Below are 21199 nucleotides of genomic sequence, written 5' to 3'. Positions count from 1 at the left end.
CGGCGCCATGGAGTTCGTGGTCGAGCACGCCCATTCCTGCCTGCCGGGGCACTTCCCCGGCCGTCCCCTGGTGCCCGGCGTGCTTGTCCTCGACCACGTGCTGGCCGCGATCGAGCGGGGGCACGGGCTGCTGGGCGCGCTGCGCCTGCCGCAGGTGAAGTTCGCCAGCCCGCTGCTGCCCGGGCAGGTCGCGCGCGTCGAGCTCGAAGGCGCCGCGCCGCGCTGGCGCTTCCGCGTGCTGCGCGGCGACGCGTCCGGAGGCGACGTGCTGGTGGCCTCGGGCGAGGTGGCGCTGGCATGAGCGGCAGCTGGAAGCAGCGCCGGGAAGGCGGCGGACTGTTCGCGCTGTGGCTGCTGCGCAGCTTCAGCCTGCGCGGCGGCCGCGGCCTGGCGCGCCTGCTCCTGGTCCCGATCACGGCCTACTTCCTGGCCCGCCGCGGCGAGGAGCGGCGTGATTCCCGCGCCTACCTGTCGCGCGTGCTCGGGCGGCCGGCGCGCCTGCGCGACGTCGCCCGCCACATCCACACCTTCGCCGCCACCATCCTCGACCGCGTGTTCCTGCTTGGCGGCGACATGCAGCGCTTCGACATCCGGGTGTCGGGGCTGGAGTCGCTGCACGCGGCGCTCGACCGCGGCCAGGGCGTGCTGGTGTTCGGCTCCCACCTCGGCAGCTTCGAGGTGCTGCGCGTACTCGGCCGCCAGCGTCCGGAGCAGAAGATCCGCGTCGTGCTCGACAAGGCCCACAGCCCCGCTGTCACCCAGCTGCTGGACGCGCTCAACCCGGAGATCGCGGCCTCGGTGATCGACGCCTCGCAGGACGGGCCGGCGATCATGTTCGCGATCCAGCAGGCGGCGGCCGAAGGCGCGCTGGTCGCGCTGCTGGTCGACCGCACGCAGCCGGGCGAGGCCTCGCTGGCGGTGCCCTTCCTCGGTGACCACGCGGAGTTCCCGGTGGCGCCGTGGCTGCTGGCCTCGGTGCTGCAGGTGCCGGTGCAGCTGGCCTTCGGCCTGTACCGCGGCGGCAACCGCTACGATCTGGCCTTCGAACCGTTCAGCGACGGGCTGGCGATCCCGCGGCGCGAACGCGCGGCGGCAGTGCCGGCGCTCATCGCGCGTTATGCCGCGCGCCTCGAACATCACGTGCGCGATGCGCCGTACAACTGGTTCAACTTCTACGACTTCTGGGGCGACCGTGAGCACAGCCGAAGCCATCAAGACCCCGCGCCGGGCGCGACCACGCCCGGGCCGGCGCCTGCGCCGCAGCCCGGCCCTGCTGCTGGCGATGCTGCTGGCGGCGGCGCTCCCGTCCGCCGCGCAGCCGGCAGCGGTTGAGCCGGCCTGGATCCTCGAGCGGCTGGCGCGCCCGGCGCCGGTGTCGACGCCCTTCGTCGAGCTGCGCGGCTCGGCGATGCTGAAGGCGCCGCTGCGCATCCAGGGCGAGTATGCGCGGCCCGACGACGACACCCTCGTGCGCCGCGTGCTCGCGCCCTACGCCGAGACCACCACCATCCGCCAGGGCGAGGCGACCATCGCCCGCGAGGGTCGCAGGCCGCGCACGTTCCCGCTGTCGCGGGCGCCCGAGCTGGCCGGGCTGCAGGCGAGCTTCGGCGCCCTGCTCGCGGGTGACGCGGACGCCCTCGCGCGCGACTACCGCGTCGCGGCCAGCGGCAGCCGCGAGGACTGGACCCTGGTGATGCAGCCGCGCGACGCCGCCCTGGCCGCCAGCGTCCGCGACATCACACTGCGTGGCCGAGGCGCCGAGCTGCGCTGCATCGAGACCCGCCCGGTCGAAGGCGAGCTGCAGCGCACCCTGCTCGCCGGCGCCGCGCGCTCCGCGGTGGAGGCCGGCGCCGCCGCCGACGACGAGGCCCTGTGCCGCGAGCCCGGCGCCGCGGCGCGATGAGTCCCGCGCGGCGTACCGCACTGGCGCTGCTGTGGCTGGCGGCGCTGCTGGTCGCGGGCTGGCTGGTGGGCCAGCGGCTCGAACTCAGCGGCGACCTGCGCCGCTTCATGCCCGAGCCGCGGACGCCGGCGCAGACGCTCCTGGTCGATGAGCTGGGCGACGGCCCGGGCTCGCGCCTGCTGCTGCTCTCGCTGTCGGGCGCCGCGCCCGAAGCGCTGGCGGAGCAGTCGCGCGCGGTCGCGGCGGCGCTGGCGGCCAACCCCGACTTCGAATTCGTCGCCAACGGCATCGATGCCGGGCTGGAGGCAGTGCCGGAATCGCTGCGCCCCTACCGCTACCTGCTCTCGCCCGCGCTCGACGGCCGGCGCCTGGACGCCGACTACCTCGGCGGGCAGCTGGGCGAGCGCCTGCAGGACCTGGGCTCGCCGATGGCCGCGCTGGTCGAGCCGCTGCTGCCCTCGGATCCGACCCTGGAGATGCTCGCGCTGGCCGAGGCCTGGCAGCCGAAGGCCGCACCGCAGCGCCTGCATGGCGTCTGGTTCGACCGAGCCGGCCGCGAGGCCCTGCTGCTGGCGCAGACGCGCGCCGGCGGGTTCGATCCCACCGCGCAACAGCGCGCCTACGACGCCGTGCAGTCGGCCTTCGCCGACGCCGCCGGCGACAGCGGCGCGCGGCTGGGCATGACCGGGCCGGGCGCGTTCTCGGTCGAGATCGGCGGCCGCACCGCGCGCGAGGCGCAGTGGATCGGCACCGTCGACAGCATCGCCCTGGTCCTGCTGCTGCTGGTCGCCTACCGCAGCTGGCGCGCGCCGCTGATGGGCGTGCTGCCGCTGGCCACCGCCGGGCTCGCGGGGCTGGGCGCGGTGGCGCTGCTGTTCGAGGCCGTGCACGGCATCACCATCGCCTTCGGCTTCACCCTGATCGGCGTGGTGCAGGACTATCCGATCCACTTCCTCAGCCAGCAGCGCGCCGGGATCAGCCCGCGCGACAACGTGCGCGCGCTGTGGCCGGCGCTGCTGACCGGCGTGGTGGCGACCTGCATCGCGTACCTGACCTTCCTGTTCTCCGGCGTGGACGGGCTGCGCCAGCTGGCAGTGTTCACGATCTCGGCGCTGGCGGCGGCCGCGCTGGCCACGCGCTTCGGCCTGCCGGCGCTGGTCGATCCGGCACCGCGCGACCTCGCGGACTCGCCACGGCTGCAGGCGCTGTGGCGCGGCATCCAGCGCCTGCCGCGGCCGCGCTGGTCGCTGCTGCTGGTGGCCGCGGCCTGCGTGGCCGTGCTGGCCACCGCGCGCGGGCCGTTCTGGGAGAACGACCTGTCGAAGCTGACGCCGGTGCCCGAGGACGGCATGGCACTCGACGCCCGCCTGCGCGAGGAGCTGGGCGCTCCCGACGTGCGCTACGTGGCGGTGCTGCGTGGTCCGGACGCCGACGCCGCACTGGCGGCGACCGAGGCCCTGCATCCGCGCCTGGACGCGCTGGTCGCCGATGGCGCGCTCGACGGCTGGGACAGCGCCGCGCGCTACCTGCCGCCGGTGGCCACCCAGCGCGCGCGCCAGCAGTCGCTGCCGGCGCCGGCCGAGCTGCGCGACGCGCTGGCCGACGCGCTGGCGACGTCACCGTTCCGCGAGGACGCGTTCGCCCCGTTCCTGGCCGACGTCGAGCGCGCGCGCACCGCCGCGCCGCTGCGCCCGGCCGACCTCGCCGGCACGCCGCTGGCGGCGACCGTGGACGGCCTGCTGCTCGACACCGCGGACGGCAGCATCGCCCTGGTCTCGCTCAGCGGGATCACGGACGTCGCCGCGGTCGAGCGCGCGATCGACGCGGGCGGCGGGGAGCTGATGGACATGAAGCTGGCCTCCGAATCGCTGGTGGCCGAGTACCGCGGCCGCGTGCTCGCCGCGCTGGCGCTGGCCGCCCTGCTGCTGTCGGCCACGGTGTGGCTGTCGCTGCGCACGCCCGGCCGCGTCGCGCGGGTGCTGCTGCCGATGGCCCTGACCACGCTGGTGATCCTGGCGCTGCTGCGCGGCTTCGGCGTCGAGCTCAACCTGTTCCACCTGGTCGCGCTGATCCTGGCGGCGGGCCTGGGCCTCGACTACGCGCTGTTCTTCGAACACGCCGGCGACCGCCGCGACGACCAGCTGCGCACCCTGCACGCGGTGCTGGTGTGCAGCCTGATGACGCTGCTGGTGTTCAGCCTGCTGGCGCTGTCGTCGATCCCGGTGCTGCGCGCGATCGGCAGCACGGTCGCGATCGGCGTGGCCTGCAACTTCGTGCTGGCGCTGCTGGTGTCGCGCCACGACGCCGGCTCCACCGCTGAACTCCCTGCAGGAGCGAAGCCGGGAGCCCTGGAGTGATCGGCCGCGCGGAGATCCTGGCGCTGGTACCCCACCAGGGCGCGATGTGCCTCTGGGACGAGGTCGTGGCCCACGATGCCGGGCGCATCGCGCTGCGTGCCGGCAACCATCGCGACCCGACGCATCCGCTGCGCAGCGGCGGCCTGCTGCGCGCCGTCCACCTGTGCGAGTACGGCGCGCAGGCGATGGCGGTGCACGGCGGCCTGCGCGGGCGCGAGTCCGGCGGCGCGGTGCGCCCGGGCATGCTGGTGGCCCTGCGTGGCGTCACGCTGCATGTCGCGCGCATCGACGATCTGCCCGGCGCCCTCGAGGGGGAGGCCGAGCTGCTGATGGAGGGAGAGGCCAGCCAGCAGTACGCGTTCCGGATCTCGCATGGCGGCGTGCTGCTGGCCGAAGGCCGCGCCGCGGTGGTGCTGGGCGACGCCGCGGCGATGCCGGGATAATCACCGCATGAGCCAGACGACCACGCCCGCCCCCCGCACCACGCCCGCGACCGCGAGCGCGCCCTCGCCCTCGCCCGGTCCACGCGCTGCCGCCACGCCGCGCCGCCGCGCCCTGGTCACCGGTGGCAGCGGCGACCTCGGTGGCGCGATCTGCCGCCAGCTGGCCGCCGATGGCGTCCACGTCATCGTCCACGCCAACGGCAACCTCGCGCGTGCCGACGCGGTGGTGGCGGACATCACCGCCGCCGGCGGCAGCGCCGAAGCCATCGCCTTCGACGTGGCCGACGGCGACGCGGCGGCGGCCGCCATCACGACGCTGCTGGAGGCCGGCCCGGTCCAGGTCGTGGTCAACAACGCCGGCATCCACGACGACGCGCCGATGGCCGGCATGTCGTCGGAGCAGTGGCGCCGGGTCATCGACGTTTCGCTGCACGGCTTCTTCCACGTCACCCAGCCGCTGCTGCTGCCGATGGCGCGCACGCGCTGGGGTCGCATCGTCAGCGTGTCCAGCGTGGCCGCGGTGCTCGGCAACCGCGGGCAGTCGAACTACGCCGCGGCCAAGGCGGCGCTGCACGGCGCCTCGAAGTCGCTGGCGCGCGAAATGGCCAGCCGCGGGATCACGGTGAACGTGGTCGCGCCGGGGGTCGTCGCCGGGCGCATGGCCGAGGCGGCGTTCCCGCCCGAGGTCGTGAAGCAGGTCGTGCCCGCCGGCCGCGCCGGCACCCCGGACGAGGTCGCCTCGGTGGTGCGCTTCCTGTGTTCGGACGCCGCGGCCTACGTCACCGGGCAGGTGATCGGCGTCAACGGCGGCATGGGCTGACGGCGGCTCCTGCCGCACGGGCCACCCGGTGCCCGCAACGCCCGCAGTGACGCCGGGTTCATGGCTGGCGGAGGATGATCCGGAGCCATCGTCCCCGGGGTTGACGCCATGACCGCCTCACGCATGCTCCGCCTCGCCGCCGCCGGCACCGTACTGCTGCTCGCCGGCTGCGCTTCGTCCCACATCCTGACCGGCACGCCGCGCGCGCCGATCGACCCCGCGCAGGTGAGCGTCTACTACGGCGCCCCCGGCGTGCCCTACGAGGAAATCGCGCTGTTGGAGACCTCGAGTGGCGCCTTCACCTATGGCGAGCAGAACAAGACCGACTCGGTCATGCGCAAGCTGCGCGAGGAGGCCGCTTCGCTCGGCGCCAACGGCATCCTGTTCCAGGGGACGGCCGACGGCTACGGTGGTGGCGGCGTCAGCGTCGGTGCCGGCACCGGCCGTTTCGGCGGACGCAGCTATACCAGCGGCGGCGTGGGCGTGAACATCAGCCCGAGGCAGAAGCAGGGCCGCGGCGTGGCGATCTGGATGGCGAACCCGCCGCCGGAGCGCCCTCCGCTGCCGACGCCGGGGAACTGACACCATTCCAGGCCGTCAGCCTTCGGGCAGGGCCCCGCCCGAAAGCCCGGCGGCCCGGCGGCGCCCCAGCGACAGGCTGAGCAGGGGGCCGGTCATCACCGTGGTCAGGATCGCCATCACCAGCAGCATGGTGAACAGGTCCGGGCCGATGATCCCGGCGTCCAGGCCCACCTTCATCACGATCAGCTCCATCAGCGCGCGCGCGTTCATCAGCGAGCCGACCGCGAAGCTCTCGCGCCAGCCGTGTCCCGACAGGCGCGCGCCGATCGCGCCGCCCAGGACCTTGCCGACCACGGCCACCGCCAGGATCAGCAGCATCGCGCCCAGCGCGGCGCCGGCGAAGGCGTCGCGGGTGGTGCTCAGGCCGGCCAGCGCGAAGAAGATCGGCATCAGCACCACGATGGCGAGGTACTCCACGCGCTCGATCAGCGACTTCAGCAGGCGGTCGTCGCGCGGCAGGCAGGCGCCGAAGAGGAAGGCGCCGAACACGGCGTGCACGCCCAGCCATTCGGTGACCGCGGCGCAGGCGAAGGCGCCGATCAGCAGCGCCGCCAGCACCATCAGCGACGGTGCGCCGTCCGGCGCGTGGGTGCGCAGCAACCACGCGTAGAGCGGCCGAAGCAGCACGAAGACCACCACCGCCAGCAGCGCGAGCCCGGCGGTCGCCCGCACGAAGCCGCCATAGCCGTTGCCGGCGCCGACCAGCGCCACCACCAGGGCGAGCATGATCCAGGCGAGCACGTCGGCGATCGCCGCGCCGCTCAGGGCCAGACGGCCGAGCGGCGTGTGCGTCATCGCGCGTTCCTTGAGGATGCGCGCCAGGATCGGAAAGGCGGTGATCGACATCGCCGCCGCCATGAACAGGCCGAACGGCGCCAGCCCCACGCCGTCCGGCGCATAGGGATGCAGCAGCGGCGAGACCGCGAAGCCCAGCCCCATCGGAACCAGCACGCTGGCCACGCCGACCAGCCCCGCCGACTTCAGCTGCGCCTTCACCCCGTTGGGTGCGCGCAGTTCGACGCCGACGATGAACATGAAGAGCACCAGGCCCAGCTCGGCCAGCGACGCGAGGCCGGACAGCGACTCCGGCGCGAACACGATGGCGTGGAACTCCGGGAACCAGGCGCCGAACACGATCGGGCCGAGCACCAGGCCGGCCGCCATCTCGCCGATCACCGGCGGCTGGCCGACATGGCGCAGCAGCAGGCCGCAGGCGCGCGCGGTGCCGAGGATGATGACGAGCTGCAGCAGAAGCGGGCTGTGTTGCATCGGGATTCCCGGTGGGTCAGGCGGCGGCGTACCAGACGGCTTCGAGCGATGGCACCGGCGCGGGCAGGCCGGCCAGCAGGCGGTCCAGTCCGTGGTCGCCGATGTCGGCATGCGCCTCGCGCGCCCGCACGAGGATCTCCGCGGCGAGCGCGTCCATCCGCGCGACGTTGCCGGCGATGCGCGCGTCGAAGGCCGCGTCGTCGGCCGGGTCGCCCAGCTGGCGGTTGAGCTCGTGGAACCACTCGATCCCGTGCTGGTCGAGCGAGCGGCCCGGCGCAGCCGCGGCTCCGCCGCCGCGCGCCGCGTTACGCTCGCCCCATTCGCGCAGCAGCGGCTGCATCGCGGCATTGAGTGCGCTGCCGCGCTCGAACATCGCACGCAGGCGCCCGTACATACCGATGTCGGCGATGCGCCCGGCGAAGAACACCGGCGCCAGCAGCGCCCAGTAGAAGGTGTAGTCCCAGATCACCTTGACCGGCATGACCTGTTCGTCGCCGAACAGCGCGTACTGGTCCTGGTAGAGGGTCATGGTGTTGTCGTAGAACGAGCGGTACAGCTGTCCGTAGATCGCCGCGTGCGGCGCGAACGGCGAGCCGGCGCGGTCGCGCAGCACCAGGTCGGTGATGTAGGTGTTGGAGATCGCGATGAAGTCGCTGCCCGGCGAGTAGAACGGATCCAAGAACAGCCCGGCCTCGCCGCTCAGCGCCCAGCGCTCGCCGAAGACCTCGCGGCAGCCATGCGAGAAGTGGCGCAGGAAGCGGAAGTCCATCACCGCGTGGCCTTCCAGCGACGCCGCCACGCGCGGCTGGTGCCGGCGCAGCCAGTCCATGGCCTTGTCGTGGGTGTCCATGGTGTCGAGCGGATGCAGCGTGGCGTCGCAGACGATGCCCAGCGAATGAGCGCCCGAGGCCAGCGGGATCAGCCAGAACCAGTAGCCGGTGCCACACATGTGGTTGGTCGAGCGCCAGCGGTCGGGCGGCGTGCAGCGGTCGCGCCAGGCGGCGTCATCGGACCAGTCGTTGGGGTCGACAAGGCCTTCCACGCGCCACCACACGGCGTTGGCGTCATGCGCGTTGGCCTCGGCCAGCCCGAGCTTGCGCTTGAGCACGCCGGCGCGGCCGCTGGCGTCGACCACCCAGCGCGCGTCCACGGTGCCCTGCGCGTTGCCACGCGACCAGCTGACCCGGTGGTCGCCATCGCCCCCGGCCAGCTCGACGCCGCGCACCATCGTGCCGTCGCGGAAGTCGATGCCCAGCGCACGGGCGCGCTCGCCGAGCATGGTTTCGAAGCGGCCGCGGTCGATCTGCCAAGACGGCGTCGGCAGCAGCCGGCTGACGCCGATCTCGGTGCAGCGGTCGATGTCGTCGCGGCCGTCGGAGAAGAAGAAGCGGAAGCCGAACTTGCGGATCTGCTCCTCTTCGAGGTGTTCGCGCAGGCCCAGCACCTCGGCGAAGTAGTGCGCGCCGATCTCGACCGTGGATTCACCGACCTTGAACGCCGCTTCCGGCGCCGGGTGTGTGCGCCGCTCGAAGATGGTGATGGCGAGGGTGGGGTCCGCCTGGCGAAGCTGCAGTGCGAGGGTGAGGCCGGCCAGTCCGCCGCCCAGGATCGCGACATCCACATGCTGCGCGTTGTCCATCAACCATGGCCTCCCTTGGCCTCTTCGATGCGATTGCCCGCCACCACGGTAGCCGAACACGCGCGGTCGTCGTCGATGACCGGCGGGTTCCGCCTGACGCGTGTGTATTCAGCGATGACGTCGCCGTGCCGCAGCACCTGCCCGACCACGTGCGAGGTGATCGCCCACAGGTCGCGGACCAGTCGGAAATGGCTCTTGCGGAACTGCTGGTCCGGCTGGTTGCAGGCGTAGCGGGTCTCGATCGGCACCGCGACCACGCGCGCACCGGCGCGGCGGGCGGCCGAGATCAGCATCTGGGCCTCGAACACGAAGCCCTCGCCCGGCACGTCGCGCAGCGTGAACACCTCGCGCGGATACAGCCGCTGCCCGCTCTGGGTGTCGACCACGCGGAAGCCGCAGCCCCAGCTGATGCCCCAGTCGCCGAAGTCGTTGCCCAGGCGCCGGTGCGGCGGCTGCGACGCGCGCTTGCGCAGGCGCGCGCCCACGATCACGCAGCCGGGATGGCGGTTGGCCGCGGCGATCAGCCGCGGGATGTCGGCGGCGTCGTGCTGGCCGTCGCCGTCCATGGTCGCCACCGCACGCATGCCCAGGCGCTCGGCCTCGGCGAAGCCGCTGCGCAGGGCCGCGCCCTTGCCCATGCGGCGGGCGTGGCGCACCACCCGCACGGGCAGGTCGGCGATGCGGGCCACGGTGTCGTCGTCGGAGCCGTCGTCGACCACGATCACGGTCGGCACCTGCGCCAGCGCGTCCTCGACCACGCCGCGGATGCGCAGGGATTCGTTGAGCGCCGGGATCACCACGGCGACGTCGTCGCGCTGCAGCGGCGCGCGCTCAGCCATGCGCGAGTTCCACGCGCAGGGTGCGGCCGTGGCCGGCGTGCAGCAGCGCGAGGTCGCCGCGGCCGGCGAGGGCATCGAACAGCGGCAGCATCGGCGCCATTGCGTTGCCGGCCCCATGACGCGCCAGCGGGCCGTGGCGCTCGGGTGCGTCGGCATCGAGCAGGGTGGCGCGCAGCAGGGTGCTGCCGCCGGCCGTGTCCGTGCCGCCGTCCGGGCAGGCCACGAGCACCAGCGCGCCGCCCAGCAGCCCGCGGCTGTCCGACACCGCGCCCAGCGGGCCGGTGCCTTCGGTGTCGTAGGCGACCAGCAGCACGGCGTCGTCGCCGCAGGCCAGCTGCGCCAGCGCTTCGACCAGGCCCTGCGCGAAGCTCGCCCGGTGCGCGCTCAGCGCCGTGGCTGGGCGCACGCAGCCGGCGCCGATGGTCCAGTAGCCGGCGGCGGCGTTGTGCACCGAATTGTGGAACTTCGTCGGCGAGATCGCGCGCGGGTCGTCGGCCAGCGTCGCGCACATGTAATCGGTGATGGCGAGGTCACCGTGGGTGGAGGCGAACACCGACGACAGCGCCGCCGGCTCGCGCCCGGCGGCTTCGCAGGCGGCCAGCGCCACGTCCAGCGCCACGGCCACCGACGGCGGTGCGCGCCGGCGCTCGTTGGGGGCGAGCAGCGCCGGGGACGGCTTTCCCGCCGCGCCCGGCGGCACGCCGTCGCGGACGTGGTCGACCGCGGCCTGCCAGGACGGCAGCCCGGGGGCCCAGAAGCCGATGCCCTCGATGCGTGCGGTGAGCGTGTTCATGCGCGCCCGAACACCAGGGCGGCGTTGTTGCCGCCGAAGCCGAAGGAGTTGTTCATGGCGTAGTGGATGTCGGCATCGGCATTGTCGAAGCGGATCTGCGGGCCGCAGGCGGGGTCGGGGATGGCGCTGTGCAGGATCCCCGGCAGCAGCCCGTGCTCGAGCGCGATCAGCGCGAACACCGACTCCACGATGCCCGCCGCGCCCAGCGTGTGCCCGGTCCAGCCCTTGGTGGAGCTGGCGTGCAGCGTGTCGGGGAACAGCGCCGCCACCGCCGCCGCCTCGACCGCATCGTTGGCCGGCGTCGAGGTGCCATGCAGGTTGAGATAGCCGACCTCGGCCGGCGCGATGCCCGCGCGCGCGAGCGCGTCGCGCATCGCCAGCGTCGCGCCGAGGCCTTCGGGATGCGGCGCCGACATATGGTGCGCGTCGCTGGACTCGCCGTAGCCGCGCAGCTGCAGGCCGCCGGCATCCACCTGCGCGCGCTCGAGCACGGCGAAGCCACCGGCCTCGCCCAGCGACAGCCCGTCGCGGTCGCGGTCGAACGGCCGGCATGGGTTGGCGGACACCAGCCCCAGCGAGTTGAAGCCGAACAGCACGCTGCCGCAGAGCGTATCGACGCCGCCAACGAGCGCGGCATCGACCAGGCCGGCGTGGATCAGCCGCGCCGCCTGGGCGAACACCTTGGCGCTCGAGGAACAGGCCGTGGCCACGGTCATGCACGGCCCGCGCAGGCCGGTGGCGGCCTGCACGAAGTCGCCCAGCGAGTGCGGCGTGTGCACGATCGGGCGTGCGAGGTCGGCGGGAAACGCCGGTGCGCCGTCGGCCCCGGGCACGAGCCGCGCATAGGCTTCTTCGCTGGCGCCGATGCTCGAGGTCGAGGTGCCGATGATCACCGCCACGCGCTCGGCGCCGTGGCGCTCGCGCACCGACGCCACCGCGTCCACGAGGCCGTCCTGCTGCAGCGCCATCCACGCCAGGCGGTTGTTGCGGCAGTCCCACTGCGCGAACTCCGCCGGCAGCGCCTCGTCCTCGAGTCCGTCGACGCGGCCGATCCATGCCGGCAGCGGGTCGGCGCCGAAATCGTTGGGCCGCAGCCCGCCGCGACGCGCGCGGAGCGCCTCGACCTGGGCCGCGAGGCCGCGACCGAGCGCGGTGGTGGCGGTGTGGGCGGTGATCGCCAGGGCCGGCATGGGCGGCAACGACTGCGATGACGGCAAGGCGCGGATCCGGCGGTGGAAAGGGGGCCGAGTATAGCCACGCCGGCCGTCGCCCCGGATGATGGCGGCCGGGAGCGCCGTCCATCCCGACGCAGCCCCCTGTCTACCGCCGGACCAGCGCGGGGACCGGGGAGCCGGGTGCAGGGAGTGCGCCCGGTCGGTTGTCCGATCCTCAGCGCGCGAGGCACTCGCCGAGGAACCGCTCGGCCAGGCGGTAGCGGTGCAGCGCATCGCCGCCGCGCAGACCGTGCTTGGCGCCGGGATAGGTCATCAGCTGGAAGCGGGTGTCGGCGGCCTGCAGCTTCGACATCAGCGCGGTGGCATTGCTGAACAGCACGTTGTCGTCGGCCATGCCATGGACGAGCAGCAGCGCGTCGTCGCGGATGCCGTCGAGGTGGGTGAACACGCTCGCCGTGCGGTAGCCGTCGACGTTGGCCTTTGGCAGGCCCATGTAGCGCTCGGTGTAGTGGGTGTCGTACAGCGCCCAATCGGCCACCGGCGCGCCGGCGATGCCGCAGCGGTAGTCGTCCGGCGCCTGGCCGAGCAGCATCAGGGTCATGTAGCCGCCGTTCGACCAGCCGTGCACGCCGATGCGGTCGCCGTCGACCCAGGGCTGCGCGCGCAGCCATTCCACGCCCTTGCGCTGGTCCTCGACCTCCACCGTGCCCTGCTTCCGGTACAGCGCGCCGCCGAAGTCGCGGCCGCGGCGCGGGGTCCCACGGTTGTCGAGCGAGAACACCACGTAGCCCTGTTGCGCCAGGTACTGGTTGAAGAAGGCGTCGGCGCGCCCGGGCCAGGCGTCGAGCACGGTCTGCGCGGCGGGGCCGCCGTAGACATACACGACCACGGGATAGGTCTTCGAAGGATCGAATCCGGCCGGCTTGATCACGCTGTAGTGCAGCGGCGTGCGGCCGTCGGCGGCGGTGAGCGTGCCGAACCCGGTGGGCAGGTGTGCGCCCAGGTACTCGGCGTATGGGTGTCCGGCGTCGGCCGGGTCGTTCTCCACCAGCGCGGCGATGCGCGTGCCGTCGGCGCGGTACAGCTCCAGCTGCGGCGGCGTGCGCGTGTTCGACCAGCTGTCAACGTAGACGCTGGCGTTGCCGGCGAAGGTGATGGCGTGCATGCCGGGCGTGGCGCCGAGCTCGACGATGTCGCCGCCTTCGAGCGGCACCGAATACAGCGCGCGCTGCGTGGGCGATGCGCGGCCGGCGGTGAAGTAGACGAGTCCACGCGCCTCGTCCACCGCCTCCAGCGCGTCCACCGGCCAGTCGCCGCGGGTCAGCTGGCGCAGCGTGGAGCCGTCTTCGCTGGCGATGTAGAGATGCTCGAAGCCGTCGCGCTCGCTCGACCAGAGGAAGCGGCCGTCGGCGAGGAAGCGCAGGTTGTCGTGCAGCGGCACCCAGGTGTCCGAGGTTTCCGTCACCAGCGTGCGCTGGCGGCCGCTGGCCAGCTCCACTTCGACCAGGTCCAGGCGCTGCTGTTCGCGCGACTGGCGCTGGAAGGTCAGCCGCTGCGGGTCGCGCCAATCGACGCGGGCGAGGTAGATGTCGCGCTCCTCGCCGAGGTCGATGGGGGTCGGGGCGGCCTGCGGCGCACCCGGGCGCGCGACGAACAGCTCGACCCGCACGTTGTCGTCACCGGCCGCGGGATAGCGCTGCTCCACCACCTCGGTGCGGTTGGGATAGACCTCGTAGCGCTTCTGCACCGGCACCGGTGACTCGTCGATGCGCGCGTAGGCGATGGCCGAATCATCCGGCGCCCACCAGTAGCCGGTGTGGCGCGCCATCTCCTCGTCGGCCACGAACTCGGCCACGCCGTTGCCGATCGCGCCGCCGCCGTCGCGGGTCAGCTGCACCTCGTCGCCGCTGGCGAGATCGACCACCCACAGGTTGCGGCCGCGGATGAAGCTGACGTAGCCGCCCTTCGGCGACACCTTGGGATCGGTGGCGAAGCCGCCGCCGGAGGTCAGCCTGCGCACGGCGGCGGCGCCCTGCTTCGACAGGTCGTACAGGTAGAGCTCGCCACCGAGCGGGAACAGCAGGCGCCGCGAATCCGGCGCCCAGTGGTAGTCGACGATGCCCGAGAGCGCGGCGATGCGCTGGCGCTCGCGGCGCGCCTTCTCCTCGTCGCTGAGGACCTCCTCGCCGGGCAGCACCACGGCCGAATCCACCAGCATCGCGGTCTCGCCGCTGGCGACGTCATAGGCCCAGAGGTCGAGGCGGTTGCGGTCGCCGTCGCGGCCGCGCAGGAAGGTCACCTTCGAGCCGTCGGGCGCGACCTTCGGCCGCAGCAGCGTGGGTCCGGACAGCGCGGCGTCGCCGGTGATCGCCTCGAGGGTGAGGGGCTGGGCGCGCGCGGCGCCGGGCGTGGCGGCGTGGGTGTTGGAAAGGGCGAACGTCATGAGGGCGGTGGCCAGGAGCAGGCGCATGCGGCGGTCCGGGAAGCGATCAAGCCCCCATGATGCCGCAGCCCGGCCGCGGGAGCGGCGATGGCGACTCCCACGGGGGGCGCGGGTCATCGGTTCAGGCGGGACGGGCGCCCTGGCCGAACAGCACGGCCTTCTCTTCGTCGCTCATCGGTTTCCCGGCGTCCGGGTTCACCTGCTTCGACAGCGCGTAGGCGCGCTGCGTGGCCGGGCGCGCGGCGATCGCGGCCTGCCAGCGCTGCACTTCGGGGAAGGGCGCCATGTCCAGCGGTGCGCGGTCGTAGGCGTTGATCCAGGGATAGGCCGCCATGTCGGCGATCGTGTAGTCATCGCCGGCGATGAACGCGCGGCCGGCCAGGCGCGTCTCGAGCACCCCGAGCAGGCGCTGCGCCTCCTTCGTGTAGCGCTCGATGGCGTAGGGGATCTTCTCCGGCGCGTAGACATTGAAGTGGCCGTACTGGCCGGTCATCGGGCCCAGGCCGGCCATCTGCCAGAACAGCCATTCCAGCGTTTCGATGCGCCCGCGCGGGCCGGCCGGTAGGAAGCGGCCGGTCTTCTCCGCCAGGTAGAGGAGGATGGCGCCCGACTCGAACACGCTCTGCGGCGCGCCGCCGTCGGCCGGCGCGTGGTCGACGATGGCCGGCATCTTGTTGTTGGGCGAGATCGCGAGGAATCCGGGTTCGAACTGGGCGCCCTTGCCGATGTCGACCGGATGGATCCGGTACTCCAGGCCCGCCTCCTCGAGGAACAGGGTGACCTTGTGGCCGTTCGGGGTGGGCCAGTAGTGGAGATCGATCATCGCGGGGGCTCCTCGGAGTGGGGCCTCGAGTCTAGGTCCCCGCGCTGCGCCCGGGGACGCCACCTCCGCAACGCTGCCTTGCGGCCGCCGTCGCTGGAAAAAGCGCTTGGCAGCCGCTGGCGGGCGCATTTAACCTGCGCCGGTTTTTCCGCCTTTCCAAGGACTTCCCGTGATGAACCCGCAAGCGCCCGCCCCCAGGCTGGGCCTGCTGCCCGCCCTCATCTTCAGCTCGCGCTGGCTGCAGCTGCCGCTGTACCTGGGCCTGATCGCCGCCCAGTGCGTGTACGTGTTCCTGTTCGGCAAGGAGCTCTGGCACCTGATCCACGAGACCCCGTCGCTGGGCGAGCAGGACATCATGCTGATCGTGCTCGGCCTGATCGACGTGGTGATGATCTCCAACCTGCTGGTCATGGTGATCGTGGGCGGCTACGAGACCTTCGTCTCGCGCCTCGGCCTCGCCGGCCACCCCGACCAGCCGGAATGGCTGAGCCACGTCAACGCCAGCGTGCTCAAGGTGAAGCTGGCGATGGCGATCATCGGCATCTCCTCGATCCACCTGCTCAAGACCTTCATCGAGGCGGGGACGCTGGGCAGCGGCCTGCCGCACTGCAGCTCCGCCGACGGCATCGCCGCCGCGGTCGCCGCCACCGCCGCCGGGCTCAAGGGCAAGGCCTGCACCAACGCCACCGAGATGGGCGTGCTCTGGCAGACCATCATCCACTTCGCCTTCATCCTGTCGGCGATGGGCATCGCCTGGACCGACAAGCTGATGACGGGGTCTGCGAGCCGCCGGGAACATCCTCCGGCGCACTGAGGCGCCGCCGGCGCATCCCGGGTACCCTGCGACGACCTGCCCTGCATGGACGGTCGATGAAGCGCGGAGCCCGGTCGGCAACGAATGCGGGTGCACGCGCCCCGGAACGGGCGCGCGGGGAGGGCTCGGCGCGCATGCGCCGTGCCTGGTGGTTCGGCGGCAGCCTGGTCGCCGCGGTGCTGGTCGCCAGCATGGCGGTGGCATGGAACGACTACCGGGTGCGCCGCGAAGCCGGGGCGCGCTATCTCGGTGCGCTCGTGGACAGCCATGCACGCCAGGTCGGGTCGCGCATCGACAGCTTCGAGCGCGCGCTCCACGGACTGGCCAACGGCCTGGTGGCCCTCGAGGGCAAGTGGCCCGACGGCGCCCAGGTCTTCATGCGGGAACAGGCCGCGCGCATCGTCTCCGGGCATCCGCACATCCTGGGCCTGCGCGTCGACCAGGCCCGGCCCGCGTTCGTTCCGGAGCGGCCGCGGTTGCACGGTCTGTACCTCGACCGTCCGGAGCGCGATGGCGACGGGCGCTGGGTGATCCCGCTGGCGATGCCCTTCGAACCTGCGCCCGGCGGGTCGGTCATGCGCTGGCTGCGCGCCGAGCTCGACGTCGCAGCCTTCGCCACGATCCTGCAGGCGCACGAGGTGGGCGAGCACGGCGTGGCGAGCCTGCTGACGACCGACGCCATCCTGATCGCGCGCTCCGACTCGGGGACGACCCACGCAGGAAAGGACGCGAGCCACTCTCCGGTGTTCGACGAACACGCCGGACGCAGCCGGGGATTCGTCGAGACGACGGGACCGCTCGACGGCATCGAGCGCATAGTGGGCTACCTCAGGATCGACGGGCGCCCGCTGGTGGCGACCGTCGGCATGACCCCGGAGGCGCTCCATGGCGGCTGGCGCACCTTCGCCTTCAGCCTGGCCCTCGGCATGGCGCTGCTGGCCGCCGCGTGGCTGCTCGGCATGGCGTTCCTGATGCGGGCCGCCCGCCGCGAATCCCGCATGCGCCGCGCCATCGCCGCCCGCGAACATGCGGTGGACCACCTGCGCGAGCGCGTGCGCGACGCCGAGGAGCAGTACCGCTTCCTCTACCGGCAGCATCCGCTGCCGGCCCTCGTCTACGACCTCGAAGACCTGACGATCCTGGAAGCCAACGAGGCGGCGCAGCTGCAGTTCGGGTACGGCCCCGACGCGATGGCCGGCTTCGAGGCCGGCGACCTGCTGGGGGAGGGCAGCACCGAGGACGTGCGCCGGCACATGCAGGCGCATCCGACGTCACTGGGTCGCCGCGTCTGGGTGCTCCGGCGATCCGACGGCAGCCACTTCAGCGGGCTGGTGTTCGCGCGCAACCTGGCCTCGTTCGCCGGGCGCCCCGCACGCCTGGTGCTGGTGGTCGACGTCACCGACCGCGAGCGCGCGGAGGCCAACCTCGAGCTGCTCCGGCGCGCGGTCGAGGCGGCCGAGGAGGGCGTGTTCATCCTCGGCGTGCCGCTGGCGGCGCTCGTCTACTGCAACCTCGCCTTCGCGCGCCTGACCGGGATCGACCCGGACGAGCAGGGTCCGCTGCGCAAGGCGTCCGTGGATGCCATCGTCGATCCGCAGACGCGCCGGCTGGTGCTCTGCGCGATCGCCCGATCAAGGGAAGTGCAGGTCGAGGTCCGCGACCGCCGCGATCCCGCCGACGTGCGCGTGCTCGAGGTGCGCATGACGCCGGTGCTGGACGGTGCCGGGATGGCCACCCACTTCGTCGGCATCGTCACCGACATCACCGTGCGCAAGCGCGCCGCCGAGGACGCGGCGTACCGCGCCCGGCACGACGCCCTGACCGGCCTGGCCAACCGCGAGTGCCTGCTCGAAGCGATCAACGCCGCGATCGCGTCGGGAGGGGGGGCGATCATCGTCTGCCACCTCGACCTCGACCGGTTCCAGCTGGTCAACGACAGCCTGGGCCACGCCATCGGCGATGAACTCCTGGTCTCCGTCGCGCGCAGGCTGCAGGCCGCGGCCGGCGCCGAAGCATGCGTCGCACGCCTGGGCGGCGACGAGTTTGGCGTGCTGCTCCGGGACACGTCCGGCGAAGCGGCAGCGGCGCGGGTGGAGGCCTTGCGCATGGCGGTCGCGGGCAACGTGCGCATGCAGGGCACGTCGCTGCACGTGACGCCGAGCCTAGGTTACAGCATCCACCCGACGGATGGACTGGACGCGACCTCGCTGCTGCGCGCGGCCTCCCAGGCCGGCGTGCAGGCCAAGCGGTTGGGCCGCAACCGCAGCGTGGCCTACCGCGACGACTTCGAGTCGCACGCCGGCGAGCGCCTGCTGCTGGTGCAGGAGCTGCACCTGGCGCTGGCGCGCGACGAGTTCGAGCTGGCTTTCCAGCTGCAGTTCGACGCCGACGGGCGGCCGCGTGGCCTGGAGTCTCTCGTGCGCTGGCGCCATCCCCGGCGCGGCCTGCTTGGTCCGGGCGAGTTCATCGAGGCCTGCGAGGAAACCGGGCTGGTGCTGCCGCTGGGCCGCTGGGTGCTGCGGGAAGCGGCCCGTCACTGGGAGTTGCTCGACGCCCGGGGCTGGGGCTCGCTGCGCATGGGCGTGAACATTTCGCCGCTGCAGTTCCAGGAAGGCCTCGTCGATGGCGTGCGCGAGGTGATGCGGACCTTCCGCCTGCCTGGCGACCGCCTGGAGCTCGAGCTGACCGAAAGCGTGCTGCTGGCCAGTCCGCTGGAGGCGCGCAGCGCGATGCGGACGTTGACCGGACTCGGTGCCTCCATCGCCATCGACGACTTCGGCACCGGCTACTCCAGCCTGGCCTACCTGAAGGACCTGCCGCTGCAGCGCCTGAAGATCGACCAGTCGTTCGTGCGCGACCTCGGGCGGGATCCGGGCAACGAGGCGATCTGCGCCGCCATCCTGCAGATGGCGCAGGGCATGGAGATCAAGGTCGTGGCCGAGGGCATCGAGACCTGGCAGCAGCACGCCTGGCTGCGCGAGCGCGGCTGCGACGAATTCCAGGGCTACCTGCTTGCCCGGCCGCTGCCGTTCGAGGAGGTGCTGTGCCGGCTGGGCACGCGCACCGGCTGGACGGGCGTCGCGGAGGGCGCGACCGGGCTCCCGTAGAATGCCGCGATGGATGTTTCCCACCTGCTCGACGGGCTCAACGATGCCCAGCGCGAGGCCGTGTCCGCGCCTCCCGGTCACTACCTGGTCCTCGCCGGCGCCGGTTCCGGCAAGACCCGCGTCCTCACCCACCGCATCGCCTGGCTGAACGAGGTCTTCGGGGTGCCGGTGCACGGCATCTTCGCGGTCACTTTCACCAACAAGGCCGCGGCCGAGATGCGCCACCGCGCCGACGGCCTGCTGCGCAACGGCGCGCGCGGCCTGTGGATCGGCACCTTCCACGGACTCGCCCACCGCCTGCTGCGCCTGCACTGGCAGGACGCGAAGCTGCCCGAGGGCTTCCAGATCCTCGATTCCGACGACCAGCTGCGCCTGGTCAAGCGCGTGGTGCAGCAGCTCGAGCTCGACGAGGCACGCTTCCCGCCGCGGCAGATCGCCTGGTGGATCAATGCGCAGAAGGACGAGGGCCGGCGCCCGGCGCATATCCAGGACGGCCAGGATGAATGGGGCTCGGTGATGCTCAAGGCCTACGCGCTCTACCAGGAGCGCTGCGACCGCGCCGGCCTGGTCGACTTCGCCGAGATCCTGCTGCGCGCGCACGAGCTGCTGCGCGACACGCCGGTGCTGCTGGCGCACTACCGCCAGCGCTTCGCGCACCTGCTCGTGGACGAGTTCCAGGACACCAATGCCATCCAGTACGGCTTCATCCGCCTGCTCGCCGGCGACGCTGGACAGGTGTTCGTGGTCGGCGACGACGACCAGGCCATCTACGGCTGGCGCGGCGCGAAGGTGGAGAACGTGCAGCGCTTCCTGCAGGACTTCCCCGGCGCGCGGACCATCCGCCTGGAGCAGAACTACCGCTCCACCGCGGCGATCCTCGACGCCGCCAACGCGGTGATCGCGCACAACCCCGGGCGGCTCGGCAAGAAGCTCTGGACCGACAGCGGCGCGGGCGAGCCGATCGACCTGTTCGCCGCCTACAACGAGATCGACGAGGCCGACTACATCGTCGGCCGGATCCGCGAATGGGTGCGCGATGGGGGCAGCCACGGCGACTGCGCCGTGCTCTACCGCAGCAACGCGCAGTCGCGGATCATCGAGGAGAAGCTGCTCGAGGCCCAGGTGCCCTACCGCGTGTATGGCGGCGTCCGCTTCTTCGAGCGCGCGGAAGTGAAGGACACCCTGGCCTACCTGCGCCTGGTCGCCAACCGCGCCGACGACGCGGCCTTCGAGCGCGCCGTCAACACGCCCACGCGCGGCATCGGCGGCAGGACGCTCGACGAGGTGCGCATGCGCGCGCGCGAGGACGGAGTCTCGCTGTGGGAAGCCTCGCTGCGCTGCGCGCAGGGCGGCGGACTGGCCGGGCGGGCGCGCAATGCGCTGGCGGCGTTCCACGCGCTGATCGACGCCATCGACCGCGAGCTCGCCGACCTGCCGCTCAAGGACAAGATCGACCACGTGCTGGAGCGCTCCGGCCTGCGCGAGCACTACGCGCGCGAGTCCAAGGGCAGCCTGGATTCGCGCGTCGACAACCTCGACGAACTGGTCTCGGTGGCCTCGCGCTTCGTGCGCGGCGAAGACGACGAGTCGGCGGCGCTCACCGAGCTGGTCGCCTTCCTCGCCTACGCCGCGCTCGAGGCCGGCGAGGGCCAGGCCCAGGCCGGCGAGGACGGCGTGCAGCTGATGACGCTGCACAGCGCCAAGGGCCTGGAATTCCCGCTGGTGTTCCTGGCCGGGCTTGAGGAAGGCCTGTTCCCGAACGCGCGCTCGATCGACGAGAGCGGGCGCCTGGAGGAGGAGCGGCGCCTGGCCTACGTCGGCATTACCCGCGCACGTCAGAAGCTGGTGCTGAGCCACGCTGAAACGCGCCGCCTGCACGGCCAGGACATGTACGGCATGCCCTCGCGCTTCCTGCGCGAGGTCCCGCCGTCGCTGCTCAACGACGTGCGCCCGAAGGTGCAGGTGTCGCGCACCCGCTACGCCCAGGCGCCGCGGCGCGACCATGGCCACGCGGTGGTCGACGAGACCCCGGGCATCGCCGTGGGCCAGGGCGTGGTGCACGCGAAGTTCGGCGCGGGCGTGGTCACCGACATCGAGGGCGCGGGCGCGCACGCGCGCGTGCAGGTGAACTTCGACGACGCCGGCAGCAAGTGGCTGGTGATGGCCTACGCCAACCTGCAGCCGGCCTGAGG

The 21199-nt window shown here is 72.7% G+C and carries 17 protein-coding genes; 10 read left to right on the top strand and 7 right to left on the bottom strand.

Going from position 1 to position 21199, the window contains the following annotated elements; translation table 11 throughout:
• Positions 1-7 precede the first annotated feature (7 nt).
• The 7 genes from H9645_RS04370 (at position 8) to H9645_RS04340 (ending at position 6105) form a co-directional block, all read left to right on the top strand.
• Positions 8-301, top strand: coding sequence for an ApeI family dehydratase (locus H9645_RS04370; RefSeq protein ID WP_191728526.1), 294 nt, complete (start codon positions 8-10; stop codon positions 299-301).
• Entirely contained in the window at positions 298-1332 is a 1035-nt protein-coding gene (locus H9645_RS04365; protein WP_191728525.1) for a lysophospholipid acyltransferase family protein, read from the top strand. The genes H9645_RS04370 and H9645_RS04365 overlap by 4 nt, the downstream gene beginning before the upstream one ends.
• Complete coding sequence (locus H9645_RS04360) at positions 1283-1903, top strand: LolA-related protein (protein WP_318240491.1); 621 nt, start codon at positions 1283-1285, stop codon at positions 1901-1903. Before H9645_RS04365 ends, H9645_RS04360 begins: the two co-directional genes overlap by 50 nt.
• A complete protein-coding gene (locus H9645_RS04355) occupies positions 1900-4260 on the top strand; it encodes an MMPL family transporter (RefSeq protein WP_191728524.1) in 2361 nt (786 codons plus the stop codon). The genes H9645_RS04360 and H9645_RS04355 overlap by 4 nt, the downstream gene beginning before the upstream one ends.
• The gene (locus tag H9645_RS04350; protein WP_191728523.1) at positions 4257-4703 is read left to right on the top strand and encodes a hotdog family protein; all 447 of its coding nucleotides are present in this window, start codon (positions 4257-4259) and stop codon (positions 4701-4703) included. Before H9645_RS04355 ends, H9645_RS04350 begins: the two co-directional genes overlap by 4 nt.
• A 7-nt stretch (positions 4704-4710) precedes the next feature.
• A complete protein-coding gene (gene fabG, locus H9645_RS04345) occupies positions 4711-5523 on the top strand; it encodes a 3-oxoacyl-ACP reductase FabG (protein ID WP_191728522.1) in 813 nt (270 codons plus the stop codon).
• 108 nt (positions 5524-5631) lie between these two features.
• The gene (locus H9645_RS04340) at positions 5632-6105 is read left to right on the top strand and encodes a hypothetical protein (protein ID WP_191728521.1); all 474 of its coding nucleotides are present in this window, start codon (positions 5632-5634) and stop codon (positions 6103-6105) included.
• 15 nt (positions 6106-6120) lie between these two features.
• Here the strand turns inward: H9645_RS04340 and H9645_RS04335 are convergent, their stop codons facing one another.
• From H9645_RS04335 to H9645_RS04305, 7 genes are all read right to left on the bottom strand, one after another.
• A complete protein-coding gene (locus tag H9645_RS04335) occupies positions 6121-7374 on the bottom strand; it encodes a cation:proton antiporter (protein WP_191728520.1) in 1254 nt (417 codons plus the stop codon).
• A 16-nt stretch (positions 7375-7390) separates the two neighbouring features.
• On the bottom strand, positions 7391-9013 hold the full coding sequence (locus H9645_RS04330; protein WP_191728519.1) for an NAD(P)/FAD-dependent oxidoreductase: 1623 nt from the start codon (positions 9011-9013) through the stop codon (positions 7391-7393).
• On the bottom strand, positions 9013-9852 hold the full coding sequence (locus tag H9645_RS04325) for a glycosyltransferase family 2 protein (protein ID WP_191728518.1): 840 nt from the start codon (positions 9850-9852) through the stop codon (positions 9013-9015). The genes H9645_RS04330 and H9645_RS04325 overlap by 1 nt, the downstream gene beginning before the upstream one ends.
• A complete protein-coding gene (locus H9645_RS04320; protein WP_191728517.1) occupies positions 9845-10645 on the bottom strand; it encodes a beta-ketoacyl synthase chain length factor in 801 nt (266 codons plus the stop codon). The genes H9645_RS04325 and H9645_RS04320 overlap by 8 nt, the downstream gene beginning before the upstream one ends.
• Positions 10642-11835, bottom strand: coding sequence for a beta-ketoacyl-[acyl-carrier-protein] synthase family protein (locus tag H9645_RS04315; protein WP_191728516.1), 1194 nt, complete (start codon positions 11833-11835; stop codon positions 10642-10644). The genes H9645_RS04320 and H9645_RS04315 overlap by 4 nt, the downstream gene beginning before the upstream one ends.
• Before the next feature lie 199 nt (positions 11836-12034).
• On the bottom strand, positions 12035-14263 hold the full coding sequence (locus tag H9645_RS04310; protein WP_425490210.1) for a S9 family peptidase: 2229 nt from the start codon (positions 14261-14263) through the stop codon (positions 12035-12037).
• 121 nt (positions 14264-14384) lie between these two features.
• Positions 14385-15086 (bottom strand): glutathione binding-like protein, encoded by a 702-nt coding sequence (locus H9645_RS04305; protein ID WP_191728514.1) that lies wholly within the window; start codon positions 15084-15086, stop codon positions 14385-14387.
• 172 nt (positions 15087-15258) lie between these two features.
• On the opposite strand from H9645_RS04305, the gene H9645_RS04300 reads away from it, so the two are divergent.
• From H9645_RS04300 to uvrD, 3 genes are all read left to right on the top strand, one after another.
• Positions 15259-15900, top strand: coding sequence for a TIGR00645 family protein (locus tag H9645_RS04300; RefSeq protein ID WP_191728513.1), 642 nt, complete (start codon positions 15259-15261; stop codon positions 15898-15900).
• Between the two features lie 134 nt (positions 15901-16034).
• Complete coding sequence (locus H9645_RS04295; RefSeq protein WP_191728512.1) at positions 16035-19007, top strand: bifunctional diguanylate cyclase/phosphodiesterase; 2973 nt, start codon at positions 16035-16037, stop codon at positions 19005-19007.
• A gap of 9 nt (positions 19008-19016) precedes the next feature.
• Entirely contained in the window at positions 19017-21197 is a 2181-nt protein-coding gene (uvrD, locus tag H9645_RS04290; RefSeq protein WP_191728511.1) for a DNA helicase II, read from the top strand.
• Positions 21198-21199 lie beyond the last annotated feature (2 nt).

Origin of the sequence: Luteimonas colneyensis (genome assembly GCF_014836665.1) — a bacterium.
Lineage (GTDB): Bacteria > Pseudomonadota > Gammaproteobacteria > Xanthomonadales > Xanthomonadaceae > Luteimonas > Luteimonas colneyensis.
The sequence above is the reverse complement of the archived record's forward strand: the minus strand, read 5'-3'. Positions and strand labels throughout refer to the sequence as shown.